This is a genomic window from Cellulomonas sp. APG4, assembly GCF_009996735.1.
In the GTDB taxonomy this organism is placed as follows: domain Bacteria; phylum Actinomycetota; class Actinomycetes; order Actinomycetales; family Cellulomonadaceae; genus Actinotalea.
This window is the reverse complement of the sequence record NZ_JAACYI010000010.1, coordinates 83,536-106,005: the sequence shown is the minus strand read 5'-3', so window position 1 is coordinate 106,005 and position 22,470 is coordinate 83,536. Positions and strand designations below refer to the sequence as shown.

Annotated in this window: 22 protein-coding genes and 1 riboswitch; of the genes, 14 read left to right on the top strand and 8 right to left on the bottom strand. The window is 73.6% G+C overall.

Annotated features, from left to right (window positions below):
- Positions 1-52: 52 nt before the first annotated feature.
- The 7 genes from mca (at position 53) to GXB85_RS09400 (ending at position 5,905) form a co-directional block, all read left to right on the top strand.
- A complete protein-coding gene (mca, locus tag GXB85_RS09430; RefSeq protein ID WP_161917430.1) occupies positions 53-913 on the top strand; it encodes a mycothiol conjugate amidase Mca in 861 nt (286 codons plus the stop codon).
- On the top strand, positions 910-1,230 hold the full coding sequence (locus tag GXB85_RS09425) for a hypothetical protein (protein ID WP_161917391.1): 321 nt from the start codon (positions 910-912) through the stop codon (positions 1,228-1,230). The genes mca and GXB85_RS09425 overlap by 4 nt, the downstream gene beginning before the upstream one ends.
- On the top strand, positions 1,230-2,012 hold the full coding sequence (locus GXB85_RS09420) for a carbon-nitrogen hydrolase family protein (RefSeq protein WP_161917390.1): 783 nt from the start codon (positions 1,230-1,232) through the stop codon (positions 2,010-2,012). Before GXB85_RS09425 ends, GXB85_RS09420 begins: the two co-directional genes overlap by 1 nt.
- Positions 2,013-2,095: 83 nt before the next feature.
- Positions 2,096-2,215, top strand: a riboswitch (TPP riboswitch).
- Between the two features lie 91 nt (positions 2,216-2,306).
- Entirely contained in the window at positions 2,307-3,020 is a 714-nt protein-coding gene (locus tag GXB85_RS09415; RefSeq protein ID WP_161917389.1) for a YkoF family thiamine/hydroxymethylpyrimidine-binding protein, read from the top strand.
- On the top strand, positions 3,017-3,700 hold the full coding sequence (locus tag GXB85_RS09410; RefSeq protein ID WP_161917388.1) for an ECF transporter S component: 684 nt from the start codon (positions 3,017-3,019) through the stop codon (positions 3,698-3,700). Before GXB85_RS09415 ends, GXB85_RS09410 begins: the two co-directional genes overlap by 4 nt.
- Positions 3,687-5,072, top strand: a complete 1,386-nt coding sequence (locus GXB85_RS09405; RefSeq protein ID WP_161917387.1) for an ABC transporter ATP-binding protein — start codon at positions 3,687-3,689, stop codon at positions 5,070-5,072. The genes GXB85_RS09410 and GXB85_RS09405 overlap by 14 nt, the downstream gene beginning before the upstream one ends.
- A complete protein-coding gene (locus GXB85_RS09400) occupies positions 5,069-5,905 on the top strand; it encodes an energy-coupling factor transporter transmembrane protein EcfT (protein ID WP_161917386.1) in 837 nt (278 codons plus the stop codon). Before GXB85_RS09405 ends, GXB85_RS09400 begins: the two co-directional genes overlap by 4 nt.
- A gap of 35 nt (positions 5,906-5,940) precedes the next feature.
- Here the strand turns inward: GXB85_RS09400 and GXB85_RS09395 are convergent, their stop codons facing one another.
- Entirely contained in the window at positions 5,941-6,609 is a 669-nt protein-coding gene (locus GXB85_RS09395) for a hemolysin III family protein (protein WP_370524125.1), read from the bottom strand.
- 177 nt (positions 6,610-6,786) lie between these two features.
- Between GXB85_RS09395 and GXB85_RS09390 the strand changes: the two genes are divergently transcribed.
- Together GXB85_RS09390 and GXB85_RS09385 are read left to right on the top strand one after the other, a co-directional pair.
- Positions 6,787-7,545 (top strand): isoprenyl transferase, encoded by a 759-nt coding sequence (locus GXB85_RS09390; RefSeq protein ID WP_161917385.1) that lies wholly within the window; start codon positions 6,787-6,789, stop codon positions 7,543-7,545.
- Between the two features lie 265 nt (positions 7,546-7,810).
- Positions 7,811-9,169 (top strand): PhoH family protein, encoded by a 1,359-nt coding sequence (locus GXB85_RS09385; protein WP_161917384.1) that lies wholly within the window; start codon positions 7,811-7,813, stop codon positions 9,167-9,169.
- Between the two features lie 60 nt (positions 9,170-9,229).
- Here GXB85_RS09385 and GXB85_RS09380 read toward each other — a convergent pair whose 3' ends face one another.
- Both GXB85_RS09380 and GXB85_RS09375 read right to left on the bottom strand, forming a co-directional pair.
- The gene (locus tag GXB85_RS09380) at positions 9,230-10,657 is read right to left on the bottom strand and encodes an aspartate ammonia-lyase (RefSeq protein WP_161917383.1); all 1,428 of its coding nucleotides are present in this window, start codon (positions 10,655-10,657) and stop codon (positions 9,230-9,232) included.
- A 52-nt stretch (positions 10,658-10,709) separates the two neighbouring features.
- Positions 10,710-11,369 (bottom strand): carbonic anhydrase, encoded by a 660-nt coding sequence (locus tag GXB85_RS09375; protein ID WP_161917382.1) that lies wholly within the window; start codon positions 11,367-11,369, stop codon positions 10,710-10,712.
- 176 nt (positions 11,370-11,545) lie between these two features.
- On the opposite strand from GXB85_RS09375, the gene GXB85_RS09370 reads away from it, so the two are divergent.
- Genes GXB85_RS09370 through GXB85_RS09355 form a run of 4 tightly spaced genes read left to right on the top strand, consistent with a single transcriptional unit; the run spans position 11,546 to position 15,967 of the window.
- Complete coding sequence (locus tag GXB85_RS09370; RefSeq protein WP_370524124.1) at positions 11,546-12,838, top strand: extracellular solute-binding protein; 1,293 nt, start codon at positions 11,546-11,548, stop codon at positions 12,836-12,838.
- Positions 12,835-13,815: a carbohydrate ABC transporter permease gene (locus GXB85_RS09365; protein ID WP_370524123.1), complete on the top strand. Its 981-nt coding sequence runs from the start codon at positions 12,835-12,837 to the stop codon at positions 13,813-13,815. The genes GXB85_RS09370 and GXB85_RS09365 overlap by 4 nt, the downstream gene beginning before the upstream one ends.
- The gene (locus tag GXB85_RS09360) at positions 13,815-14,657 is read left to right on the top strand and encodes a carbohydrate ABC transporter permease (RefSeq protein WP_161917380.1); all 843 of its coding nucleotides are present in this window, start codon (positions 13,815-13,817) and stop codon (positions 14,655-14,657) included. The genes GXB85_RS09365 and GXB85_RS09360 overlap by 1 nt, the downstream gene beginning before the upstream one ends.
- Positions 14,658-14,683: 26 nt before the next feature.
- On the top strand, positions 14,684-15,967 hold the full coding sequence (locus GXB85_RS09355) for an ABC transporter ATP-binding protein (protein ID WP_161917379.1): 1,284 nt from the start codon (positions 14,684-14,686) through the stop codon (positions 15,965-15,967).
- A 24-nt stretch (positions 15,968-15,991) separates the two neighbouring features.
- Here GXB85_RS09355 and GXB85_RS09350 read toward each other — a convergent pair whose 3' ends face one another.
- The 3 genes from GXB85_RS09350 to xseA are packed head-to-tail and all read right to left on the bottom strand — an operon-like array spanning position 15,992 to position 18,721.
- A complete protein-coding gene (locus GXB85_RS09350) occupies positions 15,992-17,056 on the bottom strand; it encodes a carbohydrate kinase (RefSeq protein WP_161917378.1) in 1,065 nt (354 codons plus the stop codon).
- Complete coding sequence (locus GXB85_RS09345) at positions 17,053-17,415, bottom strand: exodeoxyribonuclease VII small subunit (RefSeq protein WP_370524121.1); 363 nt, start codon at positions 17,413-17,415, stop codon at positions 17,053-17,055. The genes GXB85_RS09350 and GXB85_RS09345 overlap by 4 nt, the downstream gene beginning before the upstream one ends.
- Positions 17,416-17,440: 25 nt before the next feature.
- The gene (gene xseA / locus GXB85_RS09340) at positions 17,441-18,721 is read right to left on the bottom strand and encodes an exodeoxyribonuclease VII large subunit (protein ID WP_161917377.1); all 1,281 of its coding nucleotides are present in this window, start codon (positions 18,719-18,721) and stop codon (positions 17,441-17,443) included.
- A gap of 113 nt (positions 18,722-18,834) precedes the next feature.
- Between xseA and GXB85_RS09335 the strand changes: the two genes are divergently transcribed.
- Positions 18,835-19,863 carry a 4-hydroxy-3-methylbut-2-enyl diphosphate reductase gene (locus tag GXB85_RS09335; protein WP_161917376.1) on the top strand — a complete coding sequence of 343 codons (1,029 nt, stop codon included), beginning with the start codon at positions 18,835-18,837 and terminating at the stop codon, positions 19,861-19,863.
- Positions 19,864-19,887: 24 nt separating this feature from the next.
- Here GXB85_RS09335 and GXB85_RS09330 read toward each other — a convergent pair whose 3' ends face one another.
- Both GXB85_RS09330 and GXB85_RS09325 read right to left on the bottom strand, forming a co-directional pair.
- Positions 19,888-20,943 (bottom strand): zinc-dependent alcohol dehydrogenase family protein, encoded by a 1,056-nt coding sequence (locus tag GXB85_RS09330; protein ID WP_161917375.1) that lies wholly within the window; start codon positions 20,941-20,943, stop codon positions 19,888-19,890.
- A gap of 213 nt (positions 20,944-21,156) precedes the next feature.
- A complete protein-coding gene (locus tag GXB85_RS09325) occupies positions 21,157-22,428 on the bottom strand; it encodes a DNA recombination protein RmuC (protein ID WP_161917374.1) in 1,272 nt (423 codons plus the stop codon).
- Positions 22,429-22,470: the final 42 nt, after the last annotated feature.

The following is a 22,470-nucleotide window of genomic DNA, read 5'->3' as shown; positions in this document are numbered from 1 at the left end:
GAGAGACGTGGGCGACTCAGGCGCGCCGCTGCGGCGCGAGGGGCTTCGGCTGATGGCGGTGCACGCGCACCCGGACGACGAGTCGAGCAAGGGCGCGGCGACCACGGCGCGCTACGCGGCCGAGGGCGTCGACGTACTGGTGGTGACCTGCACGGGCGGTGAGCGGGGCAGCATCCTCAACCCGCGCTACCCGCACGCGCCGGACACCCCCGAGGAGATGGCGCAGGTGCGTCGCGAGGAGATGGCAGCGGCGGCCGCCGCCCTCGGCGTGCGTCAGCACTGGCTCGGGTTCGTGGACTCGGGCCTGCCCGAGGGGGACCCGCTGCCGCCGCTGCCCGAGGGCTGCTTCGCACTCGTGCCGCTCGAGGAGGCAGCAGCGCCGCTGGTGCGCCTCGTGCGCGAGTTCCGACCGCACGTGATCACGACGTACGACCCGACGGGCGGCTACCCGCACCCCGACCACATCATGTGCCACAAGGTCGCGGCCGAGGCGTTCGCTGCGGCGGGTGACGCCGACCGCTACCGCGGGCAGGGTGAGCCGTGGCAGCCGCTCAAGCTCTACTACAACCACGACTTCTCGTTGAACCGCATCCGCACGGTCCACGAGGCCGTCGTGGCGGCGGGCCTCGAGTCGCCCTTCGGCGACTGGATCGAGTCCCGCGCCATGCGCGAGGTCCCGGAGCGCGAGGTCACCACGCGCATCCACTGCGCCGACCACTTCGCGGCCCGGGACGCCGCGCTCGTCGCGCACGCGACGCAGATCGACCCCGAGGGGTTCTTCTTCGCGGTGCCGCGTGACCTCGAGGCCGACGTCTGGCCGGTCGAGGAGTACGAGCTCGCGCACTCGCACGTGCCCACCCACCTGCCCGAGGACGACCTCTTCGCGGGCATCCACCCCGAGGACGAGCGGTGACTGCCGTGCCGGCGCTGGCCGCCCTCGGCGTGCTCGCAGAGGTCGAGGACGAGCTGCGGCCCGGGCTCGAGCCGCTCGACGTGAGCCCGGGGCTGCTGGGCTTTCTCGTGGTCTTCGCGATGGTGCTCGCGTGCATCCCGCTCTTCCGCTCGATGTCCGGCAAGCTGCGCGGTGTCGACCACCGTGCGCCGGACCGCGACGACGACGGTGAGGAGAGGGCTGAGGGCGGCACCGACTCCCAGCGCGCGCCCGGACCGCGCGACGGCGGCCCGGGTGACGGCGGCGTCGGCGACGAGGACGCGGGGCGCGGTCGCTGATGCGGGTCGCCGCGGTCGGCCTCGGCTCGGGCGACGATCCGCGGGTCGCCCGCGAGCACGCCGTCGGGTCGGTGCGCCGGGCCGCCGACGAGGGCGCGCAGCTCGTGGTGCTGCCCGAGTACGCGGCCCGCTTCGACCCCCGGGGGGTCGGGGTCGAGCACGCCGAGCCGCTCGACGGCCCGTTCGTCTCCGCGTTGCGGGCGGTCGCGACGCAGACGCGGACCACGGTGCTCGCCGGCACCGTGGTGCCCGCCGGTGACCTCGCCGCGAACCTGGTGGTGGCCGTCGGGGCGGACGGCGCCCTGCTCGGCACCTACGCGAAGGTGCACCTCTACGACGCGTTCGGGCAGCGCGAGTCGGACCGGCTCGTCGCGGGCGACCCGGCGGCCGCGCCGCTCGTCGTCGACCTCGACGGACTCCGGGTGGGGGTGATGACCTGCTACGACCTGCGGTTTCCCGAGTCCGCCCGTCGGCTGGTCGACGCCGGCGCGACCGTGCTCGCCGTGCCGGCCGCATGGGCGGCCGGTCCGCACAAGGCGGACCAGTGGGAGACGTTGCTGCGCGCGCGTGCGATCGAGAGCTGCGCGTACGTGCTCGGCGCAGCGCAGCAGGGCCCTGGTGTGGCCGGGGACAGCCTCGTGGTGGACCCGCTCGGTGTCGTGCTGGCTCGAGGGTCGGGTGGGGCCGCGATCGCATCCGTCGAGCCCGCGGAGGTCGCGGCCGTCCGCGAGCGCAACCCGTCGCTCGTGAACCGCCGCTACGCGGTCGTCCCCCGGGGCTGAGCGACCCTTCTCGGTGGAGCGCGCCGTCCGCGGACGTGGGTGCCCCTTGACATGGGATGTCTCGGGACGCGTAGGGTCGTGGTGACAAGCCCCCGGGGGGCGCTGACGCGCTGAGATTGTGGTCGGACCGCAAGGTCGAGCCACTGACCCGTGGAACCTGATCCGGTTCACACCGGCGTAGGGAGCTGGGCGAGGCACCGCGGTGCTGCCGGTCGCGACCGGTCGCACCGGGTTCCGGTCGTCGACCGGGTGCCGTGCTGTCCGGGGGTCCGAGCACCCTCGAGAGGCGGACCCATGACGAGCACGACACCACGAGAGGCGGCGCCCCCCGCGGGCACCGCGGCGGACGGCACGGCGTCGACCTGCCCCGCACCTGCCGTGCACCCCGCGGCCAGGCAGCCCGGTGCCCCCGACCACGTACGGATGGGCGTGGGCGCGCGCTTCACGCTCCACCCGGCCGCCGACGAGTTCGTCCCCGTGATCCTCGGCGCGCTCGCGGCGGCTCGCGCGGCGGCGCCCGACGTCGAGGTGCGGACCGACGACGTCTCGTCGTTGCTGCGCGGGCCCGAGCAGCAGATCGCCGAGTTCCTGCGCGCCGCCATCACGGCGGCCGCGGCGGCGACGCCGTCGGGCCATGTGGTCGCGACCCTCGCGTTCTCGCGCGGCTGCCCGGGCGAGGTGGGCTGCGACCTGCCCGCGGGTGAGCTCGTCGAGGTCGCCCCGGTCGACCTCGACCCCACGGGCGTGGCGGCCGCGGCCCACTGGGCGCTCTACCCGCTCGGCACCACCGACGCGATGGGCCCCATCGCCGAGGCGATCGGGCTCGCGCAGAAGGCCGGCACCTGGGGAGGCCCCGAGAACTTCGCCACCAGGCTGGACGGCGACCTGTCGCAGGTGCTCGGCACGCTCGTCGACACCTGGACCGTCGTCGGGCGGCGCGTCGCGCACGTCGCGGCGCACGCGACCGTCAGCGTGGGCAGCCCCACGGCCGCGGAGCGTGCGCGATGAGGCGCGCGTCGTGGGCGCTGCGCGACATCGTCGTGCTCGCCGTGCTCGCGGTGGTGTTCGGCTTCCTCTACTGGGTGCTCGTCCAGGCGTGGGGCGGGCTCCAGGTGCTCATGGGCCCGCTCGGCGACCTCGCGCAGAACGCCCTCATGGGCGGCTGGATCGTCGTGGCGCCGCTCGCGGTCTTCATCGTCCGACGGCCCGGTGCGGGGATCGTCGCCGAGATCGCCGCCGCGTTCGTCGAGTTCGCCTTCCTCGGGTCCCCGGCGGGGCCCATGCTGCTCATCGCGGGCCTCGTCCAGGGCGGTGGTGCCGAGCTCGCGTTCGCCGTGACGCGCTATCGCCGCTACGGCTGGCCCACCTTCCTCCTCTCCGGCGTGGGCGCGGTGACCGCGAACTTCGTGTGGGCCGGCACGCTGTACGACTGGTGGCACCAGGACCTGCTCGTGCTGCGCATCGTGCTGCAGCTCGTGAGCGGGCTCGTGCTCACCGGGGTGCTCGCCAAGGTGCTCGCCGGCGCGTTGATGCGCACGGGCGTGCTCGACGACCTCGCGCCCGGCCGTGCGCTCGCGGAGGCGGAGAGCGCTGACGCGCCGGGCGGCCCGCCGCCCGCGGCGTCCTCCTCGGGGGACGTCCTGACCCCGGGCGTCCGTGGGACCGAGGAACCTCGTGCCCGAGGCTGAGGTCACGGCGAGCGGCCTCGGCGTCCACTTCCCGCGACGCCCCGCCCCCACGCTGCTCGATGTGGGTCTCGAGCTCGAGGAGGGTGAGCACGTGCTCTGCTCGGGCGCCTCGGGCGGGGGCAAGTCGACCCTGCTGAACACCCTGAGCGGGGTGGTGCCGCAGAGCGTGCACGCCCGGGTGACCGGGCAGGTGCGCGTGCGGGGTCACGACCCGCGCACGGAGCCCGTGGCGCGACTCGCCCTCGAGGTCGGGCGCCTCGGCCAGGACCCGGCGTCGAACACGTGCCTGCCGGTCGTGCTCGACGAGGTCGCCCTCCCGCTCGAGAACCGCGGGGTGCCCGCCGCGGAGATCGGGCCGCGGGTGCGGCGTGCGCTCGCGGACGTGGACGCCGAGCACCTCGCGCACCGGCGCGTGTCGACCCTCAGCGGCGGCGAGCAGCAGCGCGTCGCGCTCGCGGCCGTGCTCGTCGCGGACCCGGCCGTGCTGCTGCTCGACGAGCCCACCTCGATGCTGGACCCGGTGGCCGCGGCGCGCGTGCTGCGGCTGCTCGGCCGGCACGGTCGCGGACGGACCACGCTGCTGGTGGGGCACGGGCTCGACGCCGGGCTCGCGGCGGCGGGGTGGTCACCCGACCGCGTGCTCGAGCTCGACGGGAGCGGCGGTCTGCGGACGGCGCTGCCCGGACGCACCGCGCCGCCCGTGCGCACCCGGCGCGGTTCCGGCCCGGTGGCGCTGCGGCTCCGAGGCGCGTCGTTCTCCCAGCACGGGCGCACCGTCGTCTCGGGGGTCGACCTCGACCTGCGCGCAGGTGAGGTGACGGTGCTGCTGGGCCCCAACGGGAGCGGGAAGTCCTCGCTCCTCCTCGGCCTGTCGGGCCTGCTGCGCGGCTCGACGCCCGAGGGGGCCGGAGACGTCGCGATGGTGTTCCAGCGGCCGGAGCACCAGCTGCTGCGCAGGTCCGTGGTCGCCGAGGTGGGCGGGCGCACGGACCTGCTCGACCGCACCGACCTCGCCGAGCACGCGCACGCCGACCCGTTCCGGCTGTCCGGAGGTCAGCAGCGTCGGCTGTCCGTCGCAGCGATGGTCGCGCTCGGCCGCCGCGTGCTCGCGCTCGACGAGCCGACGGCCGGGCTCGACGCCGTGCAGGTGGTCCGGCTCGTCGAGCTGCTGGACGGGCTCGCGGCCGAGGGCACCGCCGTCGTGATGGCGACCCACGACCTCACGCTCGCGGCAGCGGTCGCGGACCGCGTGGTGGTGCTCTCGCAGGGGCGTGTCGTGGCCGACGGCGGCGTGGACCTGCTCGACCCGGACCTGCTGGCCCAGGTCGGCCTGCGCGAGCCTGCGGCGCCGTCGGCGGCGGTGACCTCATGAGCGCGCCGACGACCACCGGCGTCGTCGGCGTGCCCGACGGTCGCCCGCCCGGTGCCGTCCCGTGGCTCGCGCGCACCGAGCCCGCGGTGCTGCTCGCCGTGGTCGTCGCCGTGCCGCTGGTGCTCGTGCGCACCTACGCCGTCGTGCCCCTGCTCGTGCTGTGGTGCCTCGCGGTGCTCGCCGTGCTGACCCTCACGGGGCTCGGGCCGCGGCGGCTCCTCCTCGCCCAGCTCCCGTTCGTCTCGTTCGGTGCGAGCCTCGTGCTCGTCAACGCCGTGACCAGGGACGGCGCGGTCGTCGCGTCCCTCGGGCCGCTCGCGGTGACCGACACGGGTCTCGCGATGGGGGCGGCCCTCGCGGTGCGCACGCTGCTCGTCGGCACGTGCGCCGTCGCCTTCCTCGCGGTGGTCGACCCGGGGCGGCTCCTGACCTCGCTCCACCTGGTGGCCAGGCTGCCCGTGCGCGTCACGTGCGCCGCGCTCGCGGCCCACCGCATGCTCGACGACCTGCCTGCCGAGTGGATGACGATCCGACGCGCGCACGCCGTACGCCGACCGGCACGAGCCGACGGCTCGCGCGAGCCGGCGCGGGACGTGCGCAGCCTCGCGACCGCCACGTTCGCCCTCCTCGCGACGAGCATCCGACGGGCCGAGCGGGTCGCGGTCGCGCTCGAGAGCCGCGCCCTCGGGGCACTTCCGCGCGGTGCGCGCACGGTGTGGCGACGTCCTGGGCCGGAGGGGGAGGTCGGTCGTCCGGGCCGGCACGACGTCGTCCTGGTCGCGGTGTGCGCGACCGCGCTCGTCCTCGCGCTCGCGACGGGTTCCGGCGGATGACCCTGCGACTGCCCTCGGGCGGGCAGGCCGCGCGGTCAGGCGTGTGCCGCGAGCACCACTGCGACGTAGTGGCAGACGAAGCCCACGACGGTGAACACGTGGAAGATCTCGTGGAACCCGAACCAGCGCGGGCTCGGGTTGGGGCGCTTGGTGCCGTAGACGACGGCGCCGAGCGTGTACGCGAGACCCCCGGCGGCCACGAGCCAGACGATCCCCGGCCCGCCCGAGCGCCAGAAGTCGGGCAGGAACCAGACCGCGACCCAGCCGAGGGCGATGTAGATCGGGACGTAGAGCCACCGGGGTGCGCCGAGCCAGAAGACGCGTGCGAGGAGCCCCGCGAGCGCGCCGGTCCACACGACCACGAGCAGGTTGCGGTGCACCGGCCACGGCAGCAGCAGCATCGCGAGCGGTGTGTACGTCCCCGCGATGATCAGGAAGATGTTCGTGTGGTCGAGCCGGCGCAGCACCCCGGCCACGCGGGGTGACCAGGTGCCGCGGTGGTAGACGGCGCTGGTGCCGAACAGGAGGATCGCGGAGACGCCGAACACGGCCGTCGAGACCTTGGCCGTGGTCCCCGGCGAGGTCGCGACGAGGACCACCGAGGCCACGACCACGAGGGGCGCCATGCCGGCGTGGATCCACCCGCGCAGGCGAGGCTTGACGGCCTCACCGAGCTGCTCGACCACGTCGCTCCTCGTCGTCACCAGTACGTACCTACGGATGCGTAGGTTACACCTGCGTAGGGACCACCCGGGCGTGTGCGGGACGCGTGCACGTCACGTGTGAGACGACAGGTCCGCTCACCGGGCGCGGTCGCCGCGCTGTAGCGTGATCCCCGCTCAGCCGGTCCCACCCGCCCGTCCCACCTGCGAGGAAGCTGCATGCGTCTGCCGCACCCGCTCTACGGGTTGTACGAGCGTCGGCTCGCCGCGTCGCTCCCGGCCGGGGCCGTGCCGCGCCACATCGGGGTGATCCTCGACGGCAACCGTCGCTGGGCGCGCAGCCTGGGGGCCGACGCCTCGACCGGGCACCAGCGCGGAGCCGACAAGATCGCGGACCTGCTGGGCTGGAGCGAGGAGGTCGGCGTCGAGGTCGTCACGCTGTGGATGCTCTCGACCGACAACCTCAGCCGCGACCCCGAGGAGCTCGACGAGCTCGTCAGGATCATCTGCGACGCCGTCGCGCGGCTGGCCGCGACCGGACGCTGGCGCCTGCAGGTGATGGGGGCGCTCGAGCTGCTCCCCGCGGCCGCCGCGGAGGACCTGCGCGAGGCCGAGCGACGCACCGCGGGCGTCCAGGGGATGCACGTCAACGTCGCCGTGGGTTACGGCGGGCGCCAGGAGATCGCCGACGCGGTGCGCTCGCTGCTCCGCGCGCACGCCGAGGCGGGCACGCTCGCCGAGCTTCCCGACACCTTCGACGTCGACCACATCGCGGAGCACCTCTACACCAAGGGACAGCCGGACCCGGACCTCGTGATCCGCACGTCGGGCGAGCAGCGTCTGGGGGGGTTCCTGCTGTGGCAGAGCGCGCACAGCGAGTTCTACTTCTGCGAGGCCTACTGGCCCGACTTCCGCCGGGTCGACTTCCTGCGCGCGCTGCGCTCGTACGCGGCCCGGGAGCGACGCCTCGGCCGTTGACGTGCGGCGTCCACCACCCCGGTGAACATCCCGTGACGTGGCGTGTCGCTTGACGCCGCCGTCGCCGGCCGCGCGTACGGTCCGAAGTGACGGACGACACACGTCGTCCACGGGAGGCCAGCCCATGGAGCATCCGCTCCGGGAGGAGGGCCGGTCCCCGGCCCCACGGCCGGTCGACCGCCCCCACCCCGTCGCCGAGGTCCGGCAGCGCGCCGGCACGAGGCGGCCCGAGCGGCGCTGAGGCGCCCGAGGAGCCACCGTGGTCATGACGTCCGACACCACCACGCGCACCCAGCCCGACCCGAGCGGTGGCTCCCCGCGCACGTACGTGCTCGACACCTCGGTGCTGCTGTCCGACCCGCGCGCGATCCTCCGCTTCGCCGAGCACCACGTGGTGCTGCCCGTCGTGGTGATCACCGAGCTCGAGGCCAAGCGCCACCACGCCGAGCTCGGCTACTTCGCGCGCTCGGCCCTGCGGATGCTGGACGACCTGCGCGTGCAGCACGGCCGCCTCGACACGGCTGTGCCGGTGGGCGACGCCGGTGGCACGCTGCGGGTCGAGCTCAACCACGTCGACCCGCAGGTGCTGCCCGCCGGGTTCCGGCTCGGGGACAACGACACCCGGATCCTCGCGGTCGCGAAGAACCTCGCCGACGAGGGCCACACCGTCACGCTCGTCTCGAAGGACCTGCCGATGCGCGTCAAGGCGTCGGCGGTGGGCCTCGCCGCCGAGGAGTACCGGGCCGAGCTCGCGGTGGACTCGGGCTGGACCGGCATGACCGAGCTCCAGCTCGCCGAGGAGCGCATGGCCCAGCTGTGGGACCAGGGGAGCCTCGAGCTCGCCGACCTCGACCTCGCCGGGCAGGACCCGGGCCCGGCCCTGTGCCACACCGGCGTGGTCGTGACGTCGCCGCGCGGGTCGGCGCTCGCGCGGATCACCGCCGACAAGCAGCTGCGGGTGGTGCGTGGCGACCAGGACGTCTTCGGCGTGCACGGCCGCAGCGCCGAGCAGCGCATCGCGATCGACCTGCTGCTCGACGAGGAGGTGGGTATCGTCTCCCTCGGCGGCCGCGCCGGCACGGGGAAGTCCGCGCTCGCGCTGTGCGCCGGGCTCGAAGCGGTGCTCGAGCGCCGCCAGCACCGCAAGGTGATGGTGTTCCGCCCGCTGTACGCCGTCGGCGGCCAGGACCTGGGCTACCTGCCCGGGTCCGAGAACGAGAAGATGAACCCCTGGGCGCAGGCCGTCTTCGACACGCTCGGCGCGCTCGTCTCGACCGAGGTGGTCGAGGAGGTCATCGACCGCGGCATGCTCGAGGTGCTGCCCCTGACCCACATCCGCGGACGGTCCCTCCACGACGCGTTCGTGATCGTCGACGAGGCCCAGTCGCTCGAGCGCAACGTGCTGCTCACCGTGCTCTCGCGCATCGGTCAGAGCTCGCGCGTGGTCCTGACCCACGACGTCGCGCAGCGGGACAACCTGCGCGTGGGCCGGCACGACGGCGTCGCGGCAGTGATCGAGGCCCTCAAGGGCCACCCGCTGTTCGCCCACGTCACGCTCACGCGCTCGGAGCGCTCACCGGTCGCGGCGCTCGTCACCGAGATGCTCGAGGGCATCGAGCAGTAGGCGTGGGCGGCTGCGTCGGGGCCGGAGCGCGCCGGTCCCGACGCAGCGCCGTCCGACCTCTCAGGCCTGGGGTGGCCGCGTCATGGCGAGCACGTCGAGGGCCGTGTCGAGCTGCTCCTCGGTGACCTCGCCGCGCTCGACGAAGCCGAGGTCGAGCACGGCCTGGCGCACCGTCACGCCGTGCGCGACGGCGTGCTTGGCGACCTTGGCCGCGGCCTCGTAGCCGATCACGCGGTTGAGCGGCGTGACGATCGACGGCGAGGACTCCGCGAGGGCCCGGGCGCGGTCGACGTTGGCCGTGATGCCCGCGACGGTGCGGTCCGCCAGCACGCGCGAGGCGTTGGACAGCAGACGGATCGACTCGAGCACGCCCTGGGCGATCACCGGGATCTGCACGTTGAGCTCGAACGACCCGCTCGCGCCGGCCCACGCGACCGTCGCGTCGTTGCCGACGACGCGAGCCGCGACCATGAGCACCGCCTCCGGGACCACCGGGTTGACCTTGCCGGGCATGATCGACGAGCCGGGCTGGAGGTCGGGGATCGCGATCTCGCCGAGCCCGGTGTTGGGGCCCGAGCCCATCCAGCGCAGGTCGTTGCAGATCTTGGTCAGGCTCACCGCGATCGTCCGGAGCATCCCCGAGAGCTCGACCAGCCCGTCGCGCGCCGACTGCGCCTCGAAGTGGTCGCGGGCCTCCGTCACGGGCAGACCCGTGTCCTGCGCGAGCAGCTCGATGACCCGCTGGGAGAAGCCTGCGGGCGTGTTGATCCCCGTGCCCACGGCCGTGCCGCCGAGGGGGACCTCGGCCGTGCGCGGGAGCGCCGCGCGCAGACGCTCGACGCCGTACCGGATGGCGGCCGCATAGCCGCCGAACTCCTGCCCGAGGGTCACGGGCGTCGCATCCATGAGGTGCGTGCGGCCGGACTTGACCACCTCGGCGTACTCGGCCGACTTCGCCTCGAGGGCACCCGCGAGGTGCTCGAGCGCGGGCACCAGGTCCCGGACCACCCCGGCGGTCGCGGCGACGTGCACCGACGTGGGGAACACGTCGTTGGACGACTGCGAGGCGTTGACGTGGTCGTTCGGGTGGACGTCGCGGCCCAGCCGGCGGGTCGCGAGCGTCGCCAGCACCTCGTTGGTGTTCATGTTCGACGAGGTGCCCGAACCGGTCTGGAAGACGTCGACGGGGAAGTGCTCGTCGTGCGCACCTGAGACGACCTCGTCGGCCGCCGCCGCGATCGCGTCCGCGAGGTCCTGCTCGAGCACGCCCAGCTCGGCGTTGGCGCGCGCCGCGGCCTTCTTGATGCGGGCGAGGGCCTCGATGTGGCCGCGCTCGAGACGCGTCCCGGAGATCGGGAAGTTCTCGACGGCACGCTGCGTCTGCGCCCGGTACAGCGCATCCGCGGGGACGAGGACGTCCCCCATCGTGTCGTGCTCGATCCGGAACCTCTCGGGGGCGTGCTGGCTGCGCGCGACGTCGTCGTTCATGACGTCCATCCTGCCAGGCCGGCGACGGTCGGCCGGAAGGGTGGGACCGAGGTCAGACGTCGATCGCACCCGCGTGCTCGACGAGTCGCGCACGACCCTCGGCGAGGGCGTACTCGACGCCCACGACGGCGCAGCGGCCCTCGGCGACGGCCGCCGCGAGCCCGGCCGAGTAGCTCTGCAGCATGCGGACCGTGTGGCGCACGTGCTCGCGGCCCAGCACCTCGGGGGTGAGCGCCAGCGGAGCGGAGGCGCCGCCCGCCCCCGGCGCGGCGTCGTCGTCCGTGGGCAGGTGGACGATGCTCGGGATCACCCGGTCGACGACCGCGCGCACGAACCCGCTCGGCAGGGTGCCCGTCGCCAGCGCGTTCGCGGCGGCACCGACGGCGCCGCACGAGTCGTGCCCGAGCACCACCACGAGCGGTGCGCCCAGCACCTCGACGCCGAACTCGATCGAGCCGAGCACCGTGGTGTCGACCACGTGCCCCGCCGTGCGGACGACGAACAGGTCACCCAGGCCGCGGTCGAACACGATCTCGGCCGCGACGCGTGAGTCGGAGCAGCCGAACACCACCGCGAAGGGGTTCTGCGCGACCGACAGCTGGGTGCGGTCCTCGACGCCCTGGGCGGGGTGCTCCATCTCGCCGCGCACGAACCTGTCGTTGCCGGCGACGAGTGCGGACCAGGCCTGGGCGGGGGTCATCCGGTGCGGCATGGGGCCATCGTGGCAGGTCGGCGGCGCGGCCGCCCGGCCGTCCCGGGGACCGGGCGCCGGGCCGGGGTCGTGCGGGGCCTCGGCGTTCCGGTGGCGGCCCGTCGGGGCCCGGTGTACCCATGACCCAGGGACGTCCGGCCGCACGGCCGGCAGGCCCGACGACCACGGGGGGTCCGGTGCGACGACGCAGATGGGCGGCAGCCACCACCGCGGGCGCGCTCGGGCTGGCTCTCGGTCTGACGGCGTGCGGCTCGTCGTCCGAGGTGCCCGTGCTCACCTGGTACACGAACCCCGACGCGGGCGGCCAGGAGCGCATCGCCGGCCAGTGCACCGAGGCCGCCGACGGCGCCTACCGGATCGAGATCTCGGTGCTCCCGCGTGAGGCGAGCGCCCAGCGCGAGCAGCTCGCCCGCAGGCTCGCGGCCCGGGACGCGTCGATCGACCTGATGAGCCTCGACCCCCCCTTCATCCCCGAGCTCGCCGAGCCCGGCTTCCTGGCCGACGTGCCCGACGACGTCGCCGAGCGCGTGAGCGAAGGGGTCGTCGAGGGTGCGCTCGCGGGGGCCACGTGGAAGGACGAGCTCGTCACCATCCCGTTCTGGGCCAACACGCAGCTGCTCTGGTACCGCACGTCCGTGGTCGAGGAGGCAGGCCTCGACCCCGAGCAGCCGTTCACCTGGGACCAGCTCATCGAGGTCGCCGCCGAGCAGGACAAGCTCCTCGCGGTCCAGGGGACGAAGGCCGAGTCGCTCACCGTCTGGATCAACGCGCTCATCACCTCCGCGGGCGGCGACATCATCGTCGACCCCGAGGCCGAGGCGTCCGAGGTCGAGCTCGGCCTCGACACCGAGGAGGGGCGTGAGGCCGCGCGGATCATCGCCGAGATCGGTGACCGGGGCCTGGGCGGTGCCGGGCTGCCGACGGCCGACGAGAACGCGTCCTTCGCGCTCTTCCAGGGGGACGACGGCTCGTTCATGGTCAACTGGCCGTTCGTGTGGCCCGCGATGCTCGCGGCCGTCGAGGCCGGGACGCTCGACCAGGAGGTCATCGACGACATCGGCTGGGCGCTGTACCCGCAGGTCACCGAGGGCACCGACGCCCGGCCGCCGTACGGCGGCATCAACCTCGGGGTCGGGGCGTTCTCGGAGCACACGGACCTCGCGTTCGAGGCCGCCGAGTGCATCGTCGACCCGGTCCACCAGGCCGAGTACTTCGCCTCCGACGGGAACCCGCCGTCGTCGACCGAGGCCTACGAGGACGAGGCCGTGCAGGAGGCCTTCCCCATGGCCGACCTCATCCGCGCCTCGCTCGAGCAGGCGGCCCCGCGTCCGCAGACGCCCTACTACAACGAGGTCTCCGCCGGGCTGCAGGAGACGTGGCACCCGCCGTCGGCCGTGGACCCGCAGACGACGCCGGCCCGCTCCGCCGAGCTCATCACCGCCGTGCTGCGAGGGGAGCGACTGCTGTGAGTGCCGACGTGGCCCCCGCGCAGGGGAGCGAGACCGTCCGTGCCGGGGCCGAGCAGGAACGGCGCAACCGCAAGGCGCGCAGCGACCGTACGCGAGCGGAGGCGCGCCTCGGCTGGTACCTGGCCGGCCCGGCGTTCGTCGTGATGCTCGCGGTCACGGCCTACCCGATCCTCCAGGCGGTCTACGAGTCGCTCTTCCGCTTCCGGCTCACCGCCCCCGGCGAGCGTGAGTTCGTGGGGTTCGGCAACTACGCGGTGGTGCTGTCCGACGGCGTCTTCTGGAGCGCGATGTGGGTGACCACCCTCATCATGATCGTCACCGTGCTCGTCGAGCTGGTGCTCGGGTTCGCCCTCGCGCTCGTCATGCACCGCGCCGTCACCCAGCTGCGGGGGTTGCTGCGCACCGCGATCCTCGTGCCCTACGGGATCATCACCGTGGTCTCGGCGTTCGCGTGGTTCTACGCGTTCGACATCAGCTCGGGCTTCATCAACTCGTGGTTCGACTGGGTGCCCGGCATCGACGAGAACCTCAACTGGTTCGCGGGCCAGGGCACGAGCCTCTTCGTGATCATGGCGTCGGAGATCTGGAAGACCACGCCGTTCATCTCGCTGCTGCTGCTGGCCGGTCTCGCGCAGGTGCCGGGTGAGCTCGAGGAGGCGGCCAAGGTCGACGGCGCCACGTGGTGGCAGGTGCTGCGCCGCGTGATCATCCCCAACATGAAGGCCGCGATCATGGTCGCGGTGCTCTTCCGGGCGCTCGACGCGTTCCGCATCTTCGACAACGTGTTCGTGATGACCAACGGGGCCAACGGCACCGAGGTGCTCTCGCTGCTCGCCTACCGGCAGGCCATCACCCGCCTGGAGATCGGCATGGGGTCGGCCATCTCGGTGCTGCTGTTCCTGTGCGTGCTGGGCATCTGCTTCATCGCGATCAAGCTCTTCAAGGTGGACCTTGCCGGGGCGAGGGGGGAGAAGTGATGGGCGCGCTGAGCGGTCGGCAGAAGGTCGGGTGGGGCGTCATCACCGTGCTCGTGCTGGTGTACGCGCTGTTCCCCGTGGCGTCGGTCTTCGCGACGAGCTTCAAGCTCCCGAGCGAGCTCACCTCGGGCAGGTTCCTGCCCAGCAGCTGGACCACCACCAACTACGAGCAGATCCTCGTGGGCGGGGCGCAGGACCTGTTCCTCTCGGCCCTGCGGAACTCGATCGGCATCTCGCTGATCGCGACCGCGATCGCCGTCGTGCTCGCGACCCTCGCCGCGTACGCGATCGCCCGCCTCGACTTCCCGGGCAAGCGGCTGATCCTCACCGCGGCGCTCGGCGTCTCGATCTTCCCGGTGATCTCGATCGTCACGCCGCTGTTCAACCTGTGGCGCAGCATCGGCCTGTACGACACGTGGGCGGGCCTGATCATCCCGTACCTGTCGCTCACGCTGCCCATCTCGATCTGGACGCTCGCGGCGTTCTTCCGGCAGATCCCCTGGGAGCTCGAGCAGGCCGCGCAGGTGGACGGAGCCACGAGCTGGCAGGCGTTCCGCAAGGCGATCGTGCCGCTCGCGGCGCCCGGGGTCTTCACCACCGCCCTCATCGCGTTCTTCATCGCGTGGAACGACTTCGTCTACGGCATCTCGCTGACGTCGACCGAGGCCGCACGGCCGGTGCCCGCGGCCCTGGCGTTCTTCACCGGGGCGTCCCAGTTCGAGGAGCCCACGGGCTCGATCTCGGCCGCGGCCGTCGTCGTCACGGTGCCCGTCGTGGTGCTCGTGCTGCTCTTCCAGCGTCAGATCGTGTCCGGCCTCACCCAGGGCGCCGTCAAGGGCTGAGCGCCCACCACCGAGGAGAGAGACCCATGGCCTCCATCGTCCTGCGCGACATCGTCAAGGAGTACGGCGACGGCTTCAAGGCCGTCAAAGGGGTGAGCCTCGACATCGCCGACGGCGAGTTCGTGATCCTGGTGGGTCCGTCCGGCTGCGGGAAGTCGACGCTGCTGCGGATGATCGTCGGGCTCGAGGACATCACCGACGGCGACCTCCAGATCGGTGGCGAGCGCGTCAACGACAAGGCGCCGCGCGACCGCCACCTCGCGATGGTGTTCCAGAACTACGCGCTGTACCCGCACCTCACGGTCTACGAGAACATCGCGTTCCCCCTGCGGCTGACCAAGGGGCAGTACAGCGACGAGGAGATCGACCGCAAGGTCAACCTCGCGGCGGACACGCTCGAGCTGCGCGAGCACCTCGACCGCAAGCCCGCCAACCTCTCGGGCGGGCAGCGGCAGCGCGTCGCGATGGGCCGGGCGATCGTGCGCGAGGCCGAGGCCTTCCTGTTCGACGAGCCGTTGTCGAACCTCGACGCCAAGCTGCGCGGGCAGATGCGCACCGAGATCGCGCGCATGCAGCGCAAGCTCGGCACCACGACCGTCTACGTGACGCACGACCAGACCGAGGCCATGACCCTCGGCGACAGGGTCGCGGTGCTCAAGAAGGGTGAGCTCCAGCAGGTCGCGAGCCCGCGCGGGCTCTACGAGCAGCCGGTGAACCTCTTCGTGGCGGGCTTCATCGGCTCGCCGCCCATGAACTTCCTGCCGGGCCAGGTCGAGGGCGACAGCCTGCGGCTGCCCTTCGTGGACGTCCCGCTCGACGCGACGCTGCGCGAGCGGATCGGGGAGCGGTCGCTCGTCATCGTGGGGATCCGGCCGGACCACTTCGGCGACGTCGCGCTGCTGCGCGACGGGCAGGACGCTGGCGTGCGGTTCTCGGCCGACGTCGACGTCACCGAGTGGCTCGGCTCCGAGCTCTACGCCTACGTGCCGTTCGACACCCACCCCGACGTCGCCGCGAAGCTCGAGGAGCTCGACCGCGACCTCGACGGCGAGGGGATGCGGACCCAGCTGGTCGTCGCGCTGAGCTCGGAGAGCCGTGTGCGCGACGGGGACACGGCCGATCTCTGGTTCGACCCGGCCCGCATGCTCGTCTTCGACCCTGAGACCGGCGAGAACCTCACGCGCGACGACGACCTGGCCCGCACGATCGACGAGGAGAACGAGGAGGACCGCAAGGCCGCGCTCGAGCGTGCGCAGGCCCGCGAGCGCCGCGAGCACGACCAGGGCCGCGACGAGGCCCGCGCGTCCTGACCGCGCCGTCGTCGTGCCTGGTGGCTACGCGTCGACCTCCGACGAGGTGGGGGGGTTCGCGCCCGCGCGGCTCACGGTGATCGCTGCGATCCTCGCGCACCTCGTGAGCACCCGCTGCCACACCTCGGGCTCGGCCGCGTGCAGGGCCGCGCGCGCGTCGGAGCCGAGCAGGTGGGCGCTCCACAGCCCGTCGACCAGGCCGCCCATGAAGGAGTCGCCCGCCCCCACCGTGTCGGCCACGTCGACCTCGGGTGCCGCGACGTCGACCTCGTGGCCCGTGGCGAGCACCGCCGTCGCCCCGTCGCCGCCGCGGGTCACCACCACGGCCGCCGGACCCGATGTCGCCCAGCGCCGGGCCACGTCGAGCGGGTGCTCGTCCGGCTCGAGCCACGCGAGGTCCTCGTCGCTGACCTTGACCACGTCGGCGAGCGCGACCAGACGTTCGACCACGGGGCGCGTGCGCTCGGGTGGTGGCATGAGCGAGGGCCGCAGGTTCGGGTCGTACGTGATCGTGGCCGACGCGCGTCGAGCCTCGAGCACGTCGGCGACGTCCGGACCGCCGGGCTCGAGCACGGCTGCGATCGACCCCGTGTGGACGACCAGCGGCGGCTGCGGAGGCGACGTCCAGCGGTCCGGCACGTGCCACGACAGGTCGAACTCGTAGGTCGCGACACCGTCCACCCCCACGTGGGCGGTCGCCACCGACGTCCGGGGCGCGCTCGCGCTCCCCGGGACGATCGTGACGCCCGAGGCCTCGAGGTGCTCCGTCAGCAGCGCGCCGTGCGGGTCCTCGCCGAACCACGTCAGCAGGTCGACGCCCCGTCCGAGGCGGGCGAGACCCAGCGCGACGTTGGCGGGGCTCCCGCCCGGGTGCTCCGCGACGTCGCCGTCCGCGCGGTGCACCACGTCGATCAGCGCCTCCCCGATCACGAGGGCACGGCGCTCGGAGGCGTCGACGGCGACCTCGGGTGAGTCCTCGACCGCGGGCGTGAGCTCTCCCTGGCGCGGCTCTGTCTCCACGAGGCCCGACGGTGCGGCGTGCTCGCCGGCCGGGGGTGGTGCGGCCGGGTCGGTCGTCGGCTCGGTCATCGGGGCTCCTCGTCGTCGGGGGCGTCCTGCTCGTCGTCGGCGGTGCTCGCGGGGCTGCCGTCACCGGGTCCCGGCGCCGTGCCCCGTGCGGCGTCGAGCCGGGCGCGAGCGCCGTCCAGCCACTGCTGGCACCGTGTCGCGAGCGCCTCGCCACGCTCCCACAGTGCGAGGGAGCCCTCGAGGGTCTCGCCTCCCGCCTCGAGCCGGGCGACCACCCGCACGAGCTCGTCGCGCGCGTCCTCGTAGCTGAGCGCCGCGACGTCGTCGGGCAGGGAGGCCGCGTCGTCGTGCGTGGCGGTGCTGGTCGCGCCGGCGGGGGTGCTCGGGGCGCGGTCGGACGGGCTCTGGCTGCGGGGCACGGGACCAGTAAACCGTGCCCCGCCGTCACGCGTCGGGCGCGGGAGCACCCGGCCCCTCGCCGTCGACCGCGGTGGCGGCGACCTCGCCGTGCGCGACCCGGAGCCGCAGCGCGTCACCGGGCGCGACGTCCGCAGGGCTGCGCACCACCGCGCCGTCGGCCGCGCGCTGCACGACGGCGTACCCGCGCTCGAGCGTCGCGGCGGGGGAGAGGGCGCGCACCTGTGCCGCGAGCCGTGCGACCTCGGCCGTCCCGGCGCGGACGTCGTCGGTGAGGGCTCGCGCGGCGGCGACGCGCAGCCTCGTCACGTGCTCGGCATGGACGTCGAGGAGCGTGTGCGGCCGCGCGAGTGCGGGCCGCGAGCGCAGACCGTCGAGGCCGTCCTGCTCACGCCGCAGGGCGTGGGTGACCGACGAACGGATGCGCGCGCGGGCCGCACGCACCGCGGCACGCTCCTCGCCCACGTCGGGCACCACGCGCTTGGCCGCGTCGGTGGGGGTCGAAGCGCGGTGGTCGGCGACGAGGTCCACGAGCGGGGTGTCCGTCTCGTGGCCGATGGCGCTCACCACGGGGGTGCGGCACGCGGCGACCGCGCGCACGAGCGCCTCGTTGCTGAAGGGCAGCAGGTCCTCGACCGAGCCGCCACCGCGGGCGAGGACGATGACCTCGACCCGGGGGTCGCGGTCGAGCTCGGCGAGTGCGGCCCGCACCTCGGCGACGGCCCCGGTCCCCTGAACCGCCACCTCGCGGATCTCGAACTCGACCTGGGGCCAGCGGGCACGGGCGTTGACCACGACGTCGTGCTCGGCCTTCGAGCGCCGGCCGCACACCAGGCCGACCACGGCGGGCAGGAAGGGTAGGGGGCGCTTGCGGTCGGCGTCGAACAGGCCCTCGGCCGCGAGGATGCGCTTGAGGTGCTCGATCCGCGCGAGCAGCTCCCCGACGCCGACGGCGCGGATCGCGTCGGCCTGCATCTGGAGCGTGCCGCGCTTGGCCCAGAACGTCGGCGTGACGTGCACCACGACGTGCGAGCCCTCGGTCACCGGTGAGTCGGCCGCCTCGAGCACGCGCACGTGCGTGCTCACGGGGAGCGAGACGTCCGCGTCCGTGTCGCGCAGGGTCAGGAAGGCGAGCGTCGTGCCCGGGCGCACGTTGAGCTGGACCACCTGGCCCTCGACCCACACCCCGGGCATGCGGTGGACGTACTCGGCGATGCGGGCCGAGAGGTGGCGCACGGGCCAGGGGTTCGCCGGCGTCGTCTCGAGCGCGCGTGCGGCCAGCGGCTCGGTACGACCCGGGGTGCTCACGCGCCCACCCTGCCACCGCTCGGCGACACCGTGCGCACCGGGCCGGGTTGCGCTCTCAGCGCACGCCCGCCCGCGAACGGGAGACCGCGCGAGGTCGCCCGTAGACTGACACGGTGACTGCTCCTGCCGAGAACCCGACCCGCCGCGTGCTCCTCGCGGCCCCCCGCGGGTACTGCGCCGGGGTCGACCGTGCGGTGATCGCCGTCGAGAAGGCGCTCGAGCACTACGGCCCACCGGTGTACGTCCGCAAGGAGATCGTCCACAACAAGTTCGTGGTCGAGACCCTCTCCGAGCGCGGTGCCGTCTTCGTCGAGGAGACCGACGAGGTGCCCGAGGGGGCACGCGTCGTGTTCTCGGCGCACGGGGTCTCCCCGGCGGTGCACGCGGCGGCCGCCGCGCGGTCGCTCCAGACGATCGACGCGACGTGCCCCCTGGTGACCAAGGTGCACAAGGAGGCGGTGCGCTTCGCGAGCGACGACTTCGACATCCTCCTCATCGGGCACGACGGCCACGAGGAGGTCGAGGGCACCGCAGGTGAGGCACCCGAGCACATCCAGGTGGTCAACTCGCCCGACGCGGTGGACGACGTGACGGTGCGCGACCCGGAGAAGGTGGTCTGGCTCTCGCAGACCACGCTCTCGGTGGACGAGACGATGGAGACCGTGCGGCGCCTGCGGGAGCGTTTCCCGAGCCTCCAGGACCCGCCGAGCGACGACATCTGCTACGCGACCCAGAACCGTCAGGTCGCGGTCAAGAAGCTCGCGCCCGAGTGCGACGTGGTGGTGGTCGTGGGGTCGGCGAACTCGTCCAACTCGGTGCGGCTCGTCGAGGTCGCACTCGACGCGGGCGCGCGGACGTCGTACCGGATCGACCGCGCGGCCGAGCTCGACCCCGCGTGGTTCGAGGGCGCGTCGACGGTCGGGGTGACCTCGGGCGCCTCGGTTCCCGAGATCCTCGTCCGCGACGTGCTCGAGTCGCTCGCGTCGATGGGCTTCGCGGACGTCGAGGAGGTGCGCACGGCGACCGAGGACCTGATGTTCTCGCTGCCGCGTGAGCTCCGCGCCGATCTCAAGGCCGCGGGCAAGGCGCCCGCCCGGCCCGAGCGTGGCGCCCGCCGTTCGCTCGAGGTGACCCCGCGCTGACCGACGGGCGCACGCGCCGTCACGTCAGCTGCGGCTGAGCACGACCTTGAGCGCCTGCGTCTGCGCGGCACGGCCGAACGTGTCGTAGGCGTCCAGCACGTCGTCGAGCGCGAACCTGTGGCTCGCGAAGCGCTCGGGCGACAGGCGCCCCTGGGCGACCAGCTTGAGCAGCATCGACGTCGTGGTCGCGCTGACGAGTCCCGTGGTGATCGCGACGTCCTTGATCCAGAGGTCCTGGAGGGCGAGCTCGACCGGACGACCGTGCACGCCGACGTTCGCGACCGTCCCGCCCGGCCGCACCAGCTCGGTCGCGAGCGTGAAGGTCTCGGGGAGCCCGACCGCCTCGATCGCGGTGTCCACGCCCAACCCGTCGGTGAGGGCGAGCACGCGGCGGACGACGTCGTCGCCGCCGGCCACGCCGTCGGTGGCCCCGAACTCGAGGGCCTGGCCCACCCGGTGCTCGTCGAGGTCGACCGCGATCACGCGCGACGCGCCGTAGAGGCCCGCCGTCATGATCGCGGCGAGACCGACCGGGCCCGCCCCGACCACGGCGACGACGTCGCCCGGGGCGACACGACCGTTGCGGACGCCGATCTCGAAGCCCGTGGGCAGGATGTCGCTGAGCATCACGGCGGCCTCGTCGGTGACACCGTCGGGAACGAGGTGGAGCGAGCCCTCGGCGTGCGGCACCCGGACCAGCTCCGCCTGCGTTCCGTCGACGAGGTGCCCGAGGATCCAACCGATGCCCGGCGCGCCCTCGTCGTCGAGGCAGTGGGCGGGGAGCTGCTCGTGGCAGTACGCGCACGAGCCGCACGAGCTGATGCACGAGATGATCACACGGTCGCCCACGGCGATCCGCGTCACGGCCGCCCCGACCTCGACGACGGTGCCGACCCCCTCGTGGCCGAGGACGCGCCCGGGTGTGACCGCTGGTACGTCGCCCTTGAGGATGTGCAGGTCCGTGCCGCAGATGGTGGTGGTGTCGACGCGCACGATGGCGTCGGACGGGGCCCGGACGGTGGGGTCCGGTACGTCGTCCCAGCTCTTGTGGCCGGGCCCGTGGTAGACGAGTGCCTTCATCTCCAGCCTCCCTCGAGGGTGAGCCGGCGCCGAGGCGTCGCCGCGTCCGCAGTGCGCAGGGCCCTGGGCGACCAGGGTGCGGTGGGCTGCTCGCGGTGGCGGGACAGCGTCGTCGTTGACCTTGTCCACGCTACGCCGATGGGCGCAGGCCTGCGGGCGTTCGTGTCATGGGCCTACCGGTCCCTGGCCGAGCACGTGGGGTGGTGGTGCATCTCAGCGAGGTTCGACCGTCACCAGCTCCGGTGCCTGGAGCTGTCGCGCGGCCCGGTCCACCTGCGGCGGGGTCTCGAGCTCGGTGTCGGTGACCCGCAGCTCCGTCAGGCGTCGCGCGCTCACGAGCACGCGCGACTCGAGTGTGCTCACCGACTCGTTGTACGCGCGCACCGCGCCGTCGAGCTGCCTGCCCAGGCGGCTGACGTGACCGCCGAGGGTCGCGAGCCTGCCGTGCAGCTCGCGGCCCAGGTCCAGCACCTGCTGGGCGTTGGCCTCCAGCGCCTCCTGCCGCCACCCGTGCGCGACCGTGCGGAGCAGGGCGACGAGCGTCATGGGCGTGGCGAGCACCACGTTGCGCTCCATGGCGTACTCGTAGAGCGTCGGGTCGGTGTCGAGGGCGGCGTGCAGGAAGGGCTCGGCGGGGACGAACATCACCACGAACTCGGGGCTGGGCGCGAACTGCGCCCAGTACTGCTTCGCCGCGAGCTCGTCGACGTGCGTGCGCAGGTGGCGCGCGTGCGCCCGCAGCCGCTCGCGACGCACGGACTCGTCGCTCGCCTCCACGGCCTCGAGGTAGCCGAGGAAGGCGACCTTGGCGTCCACGACCACCTGCTTGCCCCCGCTCAGCCGCACGACCATGTCCGGCCGCTGCTGCCCGTCGTCGGTACGCACGCTCGCCTGCTCGACGAAGTCGACGTGCTCGAGCATCCCGGCGCTCTCGACCACCCGGCGCAGCTGGAGCTCGCCCCAGCGGCCGCGCACGTGCGACGAGCGGAGCGCGCTGACGAGGCGCCCGGTCTCGTCGCGCAGCGCCTGCGAGGTCTCGCGCATCGCACGCACCTGCTCCAGGAGCGCGGCGCCCGCCGCGGCGCGGGCCTGCTCGGACGTGCCGAGACCGGCCCGGACCTCGTCGAGCACACGTGCGATCGGCTCGACGAGCGAGCGGACCGCCTCCTCTCGCTGCGCCAGCTCGTGGGCCTGGGTCTGGTGGCTCGCCGCGAGCCTCTGGTCGGCGAGGGCGAGGAACTGCTCGTTGTTGCTCGCGAGCGCCTCGGCCGCGAGCGCGCGGAACTGCTCCGTCAGGCGCCGGTGGTCGGCGTCGAGCGCGGTGAGACGCTCCGCCGCGAGACGGCGTTCGGCCGTGAGCTCGGCCCTGGCCGCGAGCGCCTCGGACTCCAGCGCGGCGGTGCGCGACCGCCCCCGCGCAGCCGCGGCGGCGGCCCCGAGGGCCAGGCCGAGCAGAAGGGTGAGAAGCACCGTCACGACGTCCATGGCCCGACCTTTGCACCCGCCTCCGACACCGGGGCCCTCGTC